This is a genomic window from Streptomyces sp. NPDC002328 (genome assembly GCF_042890065.1).
Classification (GTDB): Bacteria; Actinomycetota; Actinomycetes; order Streptomycetales; family Streptomycetaceae; genus Streptomyces.
The window spans coordinates 205976-212293 of the sequence record NZ_JBIARQ010000014.1 but is presented as its reverse complement, the minus strand read 5'-3'; the positions used below and the strand labels follow the sequence as shown (position 1 = coordinate 212293).

At 71.7% G+C, this 6318-nt stretch carries 6 protein-coding genes; 5 read left to right on the top strand and 1 reads right to left on the bottom strand.

Annotation, left to right across the window (positions count from 1 at the left end):
• The first annotated feature begins 38 nt into the window (after positions 1–38).
• The 3 genes from ACFYX4_RS29970 to ACFYX4_RS29960 all read left to right on the top strand — a co-directional run bounded on the left by ACFYX4_RS29970 (position 39) and on the right by ACFYX4_RS29960 (position 2163).
• Entirely contained in the window at positions 39–635 is a 597-nt protein-coding gene (locus ACFYX4_RS29970; RefSeq protein ID WP_389339850.1) for a hemerythrin domain-containing protein, read from the top strand.
• On the top strand, positions 632–1618 hold the full coding sequence (locus ACFYX4_RS29965) for a pyridoxamine 5'-phosphate oxidase family protein (RefSeq protein WP_389339820.1): 987 nt from the start codon (positions 632–634) through the stop codon (positions 1616–1618). Before ACFYX4_RS29970 ends, ACFYX4_RS29965 begins: the two co-directional genes overlap by 4 nt.
• Before the next feature lie 131 nt (positions 1619–1749).
• Positions 1750–2163, top strand: a complete 414-nt coding sequence (locus tag ACFYX4_RS29960) for a hypothetical protein (RefSeq protein WP_389339818.1) — start codon at positions 1750–1752, stop codon at positions 2161–2163.
• 79 nt (positions 2164–2242) lie between these two features.
• Here ACFYX4_RS29960 and ACFYX4_RS29955 read toward each other — a convergent pair whose 3' ends face one another.
• Complete coding sequence (locus ACFYX4_RS29955; RefSeq protein ID WP_389339816.1) at positions 2243–4555, bottom strand: N-acetylmuramoyl-L-alanine amidase; 2313 nt, start codon at positions 4553–4555, stop codon at positions 2243–2245.
• Positions 4556–4812: 257 nt separating this feature from the next.
• Here ACFYX4_RS29955 and ACFYX4_RS29950 point away from each other — a divergent pair, with 257 nt between their 5' ends.
• A complete protein-coding gene (locus ACFYX4_RS29950; protein ID WP_389339814.1) occupies positions 4813–5025 on the top strand; it encodes a hypothetical protein in 213 nt (70 codons plus the stop codon).
• 164 nt (positions 5026–5189) lie between these two features.
• The gene (locus tag ACFYX4_RS29945; RefSeq protein WP_389339812.1) at positions 5190–6281 is read left to right on the top strand and encodes a GNAT family N-acetyltransferase; all 1092 of its coding nucleotides are present in this window, start codon (positions 5190–5192) and stop codon (positions 6279–6281) included.
• Positions 6282–6318: the final 37 nt, after the last annotated feature.

The window sequence follows — 6318 nt, the reverse complement described above, 5'->3', positions numbered from 1 at the left end:
TCGAATCAGCCCTCGGCAGCCCGCCACGTCGCGTGCCGATGGACAACACATCACCCCAGGTCAGAGCCGACCCGGTCACGTTCACGGTCGGTAAATACAACCACCTGGACGACTACCTGACGGGCCTGCACCACCATCACACCCTCGAGGACGAGTTGGTCTGGCCACTGCTTCGAGAGCGCGCGGCGGACGGTGAGTTGGTCGCGCGTATGGAGGAGCAGCACCAGGACATCGACAGCACCCTCGCCGTCGTGAGCGAATGGGCCCCTGTGTGGCGCAGGGAGGCGAACCACATCGCCCGGGAGGAACTGGCCCTGGCCCTGGCCGAGCACCGCTCGGTGCTGCTGGTCCACCTCGACGAGGAGGAGCGGTCGGTCCTGCCGCTCGTCGCCGAGCATCTGACGGTCGCCGAGTGGGACCTCGTCGGGCAGCGCGGGCTGGAAGGGCTCCCGAAGGAGAAGCTGCTGATCGCCCTCGGCGCGATCCTGGAGGACGCCACGCCGCAGGAACGCGCGTACTTCCTCGGCAAGGCCCCGCTGCTGGGCCGCGTCCTCTGGTACACGCTGGGCCGGCGTCAGTACGCCGCCGCCTGCCGGGCCGTGCGCGGCCCGTTGAACGGGGAGACGGGGCGATGACCGTACTCGACTCGGCCCCGCTCGACGTCCTGGACGCCTACCTGACCTGCGAGTTCGTCACCCTCGGCCGGGACGGCACGCCGCTGGCCTGGCCTGCGGCGGTACGGCGTCAGGAGGACGGGACGCTGCTGCTGACCACGTCGCTGGCGTTCGCGCAGAAGGCGCTGAACGTGCGCCGGGACGAGCGTGTCGCGCTGCTGTTCTCCGATCCGACGGGCAGCGGGCACGAGCACGCCCCGCAGATCTTCGTCGGCGGCCGGGCGGTGTGCCCCGACGTCGTCATGACGGGCCCGGAGGGCGCCGAGGACTACTGGAGGACGCTGTTCGAGCGGCAGCCGCACAGCCGGGCCTATCTCTCGGCTCCGATGCGGCGGTTGATGCACTGGTACTACCTGCGGCTGTTGATCACCGTCACGCCCGAACAGGTCGTCGTGCGCGGCCCGTTGACGGAGCTGGTGGCCTCGCCGCGGTCACCGGCCGGCAGCGCGGACGGCACCGGCCCGCACGACGCTCCAGCGCATGGCACTCCACTGGACGGCGTAGCGCTGCCGGGAGTTGAGCAGCTCGCCCGCTACCCGAGCGCCGTGCTCGCCGCCCGCGACGCGAGCGGCGCACCCGTGCTGGCCCGGACCCGTCCGGTGCCCACGGCCGACGGCTTCGCGCTGACCGTGCCCGCCGACTGCCCCGTCACCGAGGGCAGCGCCTCCCTCCTTGTGCACGAGCACGACGAGCGGCTGAACCGCATGCGCAACGCCCTGGTCCGCGGGCAGCTGCGGCGGACCGACGACGGCTGGCTGCTGCTGCCCGCGTCGGTGGTGGAGCCGATGGGCTCCGGACGCCCCAGCGACGCGCTGCGGGTGCTCCGCCGCACGAAGCGGGCCACCGCCCGGTATCTGCGGCAGCGCGACCTGCCGCTGCCGCGCGTGCAGTGGGAGGCGTTCCGGGCCCTCGCCAGGCGCGAGAAGTCGCGGGCGTCACGGTGAGCGCCCTGACCGTCTTCGGGCGACTCGATACTCGGGTGCCGTCCGGGCCCCTCGACGGTAGATTCGCCGCTGTGTGACGGGAAAGCGGCCCTCGGGGGCGGACCGGCGGACCACACCAGGGGGCGACGCCGATGATGTTCGGATATTCGGACGAGTGGTGGGTGCTGCTGATGTTCCCGGCGGTGCTGTGGGTGCTGTTCGGGCCGTTCGCCATGGTGTCGCTGGGCGTGTGGTGCGCCTCCGCGCCCGGCCCCCGGCCTCGGCTGTGGTCGGTACTGGTCCCGCTGATTCCCGTGCTGACCTCGGCGATCGTCATGATCTTCCCGCTGGAGCGGTGGGAACGGCCCCGTCGGGTGGACGGTGACTTGGAACCTCCGGAGCAGTTGTACGACTTCCTCGGCTATCTGGCCGTGTACGTCGGGGGCATCACGCTGCTGCCCTGGCTGCTCGGCTACGGCATCACGCGCTTGCTGCGCTACCTGCGTGCCCGCAGGAGCGGCCCGGGGCAGCAGGACGGGGAACGGCCCACAGCGGCACGGGCCTGACACACCTGACGTGACGTCAACTATGTTCGGCAGGCCGGGCGGTCACCTCCCCGAGGGACCACCCGGCCTGCGGCGGCGGCTACTTGAGGTAGACGATGCCGTCGGTGGTGACGGTGGGACGTCCGGTGGTGCCAACCACCACGATCTTGATGGTGTGCTTGGCGCTGGACGGCCAGTTCTTCGTCCAGATCGCGTTGCGGTAGGCCGTGGTGGACGACTTCAAGTCCACCGTCGCCGCCTTCGCGCCGTCGATGAAGATGTGCGCCTGGCCGGAGGTGGCGGCCCGGGAAGCCACCCAGGCGACGGAGCGGCCGGTGAAGGTCCAGGTCAGCGAGGCGTTCTTGGACTGGCTGGTGAGGGACTTGCCGCCCAGGTAGCTGGTGGAGGGCTTCGCCGTCCAGGTGCCGGCGCGAACGGCGGCGGTCTCCTGGACGATCACCGGGGTGCCGGAAACCGACGCGGTGGCGGCGTTGCCCGCCAGGTCGTACGCCTTCAACGACCACGCCGTGGCAACACCGGACTTGGCGGTGTGCTGCGCGGTGGTCACGGTCGGGCCGTACGTCTTGGCGACCGGACCGGTCAGGCGGACCTCCTTGACGCCCGACGCGTCGGTCGCCTTCCAGGTCAGCGTGAGCGGGACGGCCGCGGTGTCCACGGTCCCGGCGCGCAGTGCGAGGCCGGGCTTGGTGGTGAAGGCGGGCGGGGTCGTCTCGGCGATCACGGTGGCGGCGGCGGTCGTGGCGGCCCGTCCCGACTGGTGGACCGCACGGACCTGGAGCCGGTGCGTGCCGGCCGTCAGCGTCACCTTGGCGGAAGTCGCGCCGCCCGCCGCGGTGGCCGCCGTCTTCCCGTCGACCAGCACCTCGTGGCGGGTGATCAGCGCGGCCGGGGTCTTGGCCGACCAGTTCACGGTGACGGGGCCGTTGGTGTAAGAAGTCGCCCCGGCCTTGCCGGTGCCGGTGACGGACGTCAGCGTGAGGCCGGCGACCGGGCCCGCGGCCCAGCTGCGGACGGTGCCGAGCGCGGCGTAGAACGCGTCACCCGGGCACTGGGTGTTGAAGCCGTCGCGGTGGCCGTGGATGACCGGGAAGGTCAACTCCGCGCCCGGAGCCCAGGACTTGCGCGCGAGGTTGCTCCCGGCCACCGCCGCGGTGAGGGTGGTGGTGCCCTGCGGGTCGACGCCGTACTGACCGAGCTTCCAGGCGGCGACCCGCGCCACCGAGGCCATCGCCGCCTGCGAGGGGACCGAGTCGGTGTAGGTGCCGAGGACGGCGATGCCGGTGCTCTGGGAGTTGAAACCGTAGGCGTGCGCGCCCACGACCGGCAGGTCCACGCCGCCCTTGCGGCCCTCGTAGACGGTGCCGCACTTGTCGACGATGAAGTTGTAGCCGATGTCCTTCCAGCCCAGCGTCTTCACGTCGTACGTGTGGATGCCGTTGATGACGGACGGGGCTTCGGCGCACGTGTAGGTGTTGCTCTGCGCGGTGTGGTGCACCGTCACGGCCTTGATCCTGCCGCCCGGCAGATAGACCGGCGCCTCGGAGTTGAGGGATTCGTCCGCGCTCCAGCCGGACCGCGGAGTGATCGGCGGCTTCGGCACGGTGGACGGCGGGGCCTCGGGCGGGGGCGGCGCCGTCGGCGAGTCGGACGGGGAAGCGGACTCGCTCGGCGACTCGGTCGGCGTGCCGCTCTCCGACGGCGACTCCGTGACGGGGGTCGACTCGTCCTCGGACGGCTCCGTCGTCGCCTCGTCGGACGAGGACGGCTCCGGGGTGGTGCCGTCGGACGTCTCGGGCGAGGTGGACTCGGGAGCGGGCGAGGACTCCGGGGCGGAGGGCTCGTCGCTGCTCCGCGCCACGAACGCGGCCGGCTCGATGTCTCCGCCGCCGCCCGCAGTGCCCCCGCCCTTCGAGCCGTCGGCGGAGCCGATCATGTCCAGGCGCAGGCCCTGCGGCAGCCGCGCCCCCGACGTGCCGTTCACGCGCACCTCGACACCGTCGGACGGCCCCACCCACGCCGGCTCCGTGCCGCCCCGGGAGGCGGTGCCGCTCTCCTCACGGCCGGAGTCGTTGTCCAGGGTCAGCCAGTCCGACCACGTGCCCGAAGCGATCGCGCGCGTGCGCACCTCCACCTTGCCGGGCACCGCGGCGGACGGATCCCGCCAGGTGACCCCCAGCATGCTGAACGACTCGGTGTCCCGCCGCCCCAACGTCGCGGAGCCGTTGTCGCCGCTCACCTCCAACGCGGTCGACCGCACCTCGCTGTTGATCGCCCGGGGCCTGGAGTCATCGCCGTCCTCGTCGGATCCGAAGATGACACCCTGCGCCACCAACGTCCCGCACACACCCGCCGCGACGACCGCGCCGGCCCCCCACCAACGACGCTTTCTCATACTGAACCGAACACCCTTCCCCCCGGCGCGCAGCCGAACAGGCGCGCGCGACACCTCACGACTGTGAGGCTGATGTGAATGATGTTCATGATTGTGTCAGACGCGGCTGGTGTGGCTGATGCGACTGGCCGAGCGTGTGCATGCCAGATCTGGTGGCCGTTCACCCGATGAAGTGACCGGTCGCCCGAATGTTCACCTGGAGCGGTTTTCCCGTTCCCGAGTCCAGGTCCGGGCATCTCCCCGACCATGGACGGGACATGATCACGCAGCCGCTCCCTCTCCCCCGGCCCGGCCGTCGGCCCGTCGGCGGCACGGTCGGCACGCTCGGCACGGCCGGCACGGCCGGCTCGGAAGTGCCGGCCCCGGCCGAGGAAGCGAGCCGTTCCTCCGCGGCACGCGCCGACGACGACGCGAAGTGCGTCTTCGAGGTACTGCTCTCCGGCGCGACCGGTCGCAGGGGCCCCCCATAACGCTGCTGCACCCGTCCGCCCCGGGCCGCACCCGTCCGCCCCGGGCCCGACAGGTCCCGGAACTCCTCGACGCGCCAAGCCACGCCACGCCAAGGCCGATCGAGCGCACCACCCTGCCCCGCCAGGTCACCCGCCTTGCCGAAACCAGAACTCAGGGAACCCACTTGGCCACTCCACGCATCGACATCATGGGCGCCGACGCCCTCACTCCAGGAGACCTCGACCTCTGGAACGAACTGCGGCGCACCACGACCGCGGAAACCGCGAACCCCTTCATGAGCGCCGAGTTCACCCGGGCCATAGGCCGCGTGTGCCGCGACGCCCGCGTGGCGGTGCTGCGGCGTGGGCAGCAACCCGTCGGCTACTTCCCCTACCAGCGGGACCGTTGGGGCCACGGCCGCGCGCTCGGGCTGGGCGTCTCCGACTGCCAGGGCGCCGTCCTGCAACCCGAGGACTCACACGTCGACCCGCACCATCTTTTGCGCGCATGCTCCCTGAACGCCTGGGAGTTCAACCACCTCGAAAGCGGCCAGGACCTCTTCCTGCCGTACGCGACGGACCGGTTCGCCTCCCCCGTCGTCGACCTCGCCCAGGGATTCGAGAAGTACGAGGCCCATCTCCGCGCCCAGTCGCGCAGCTTCCTCAAATCGACCCGGGCCCAGGAGCGCCGTATGGCCCGCCAGCTCGGCCCGCTGCGTTACGTCCACGACGAACGCACGCCGGCCGCGCTGCGGACCCTCATCGGCTGGAAGTCGGCCCACTATCGCCGCACCGGCCGCCGCGACCCGTTCGTCCAGCCGTGGATCGCCGACCTCGTGCGGCTGCTGGCCGACACCGACAGACCGGACTGCTCGGGCATCCTCTCCGTGCTCTACGCGGACGACCGCCCGGTGGCCGCCCACTTCGGCCTGCGCTCGCGCACGGTCCTCTCGTGCTGGTTCCCCTCCTACGACCGTGCCCTCGCGACCTTCTCCCCCGGCCGGGTCCTCTACCTCCGCATGATCGAGGCCGCCGCCGCGACCGGCATCCGCCTCGTCGACTTCGGCCGGGGAGAGGCCGCCTACAAGAACTCCTTCAAGACGGGAGACCTCATGGTCCACGAGGGCGCACTGCGCACGACCGGACCGGGCGCGGCCCTGCACTGGCTCCGCCACGAACCGAGACGCGCCGCCCACCGCCTGGTGCGGGAACAGCCCACACTGCGACGGGCGGCGGTACGGGGGCTCAGGGCGGTCGGATCGATCCGGCAGGGCTGACCGATGCAGAGCATGCGCGCCGAGTCCCTCCGCCCAG

Coding starts and splice junctions, on each gene's coding strand:
- ACFYX4_RS29970 (WP_389339850.1), top strand. CDS start 39: ATGGACAACACATCACCCCAGGTCAGAGCCGACCCGGTCACGTTCACG.
- ACFYX4_RS29965 (WP_389339820.1), top strand. CDS start 632: ATGACCGTACTCGACTCGGCCCCGCTCGACGTCCTGGACGCCTACCTG.
- ACFYX4_RS29960 (WP_389339818.1), top strand. CDS start 1,750: ATGATGTTCGGATATTCGGACGAGTGGTGGGTGCTGCTGATGTTCCCG.
- ACFYX4_RS29955 (WP_389339816.1), bottom strand. CDS start 4,555: ATGAGAAAGCGTCGTTGGTGGGGGGCCGGCGCGGTCGTCGCGGCGGGT.
- ACFYX4_RS29950 (WP_389339814.1), top strand. CDS start 4,813: ATGATCACGCAGCCGCTCCCTCTCCCCCGGCCCGGCCGTCGGCCCGTC.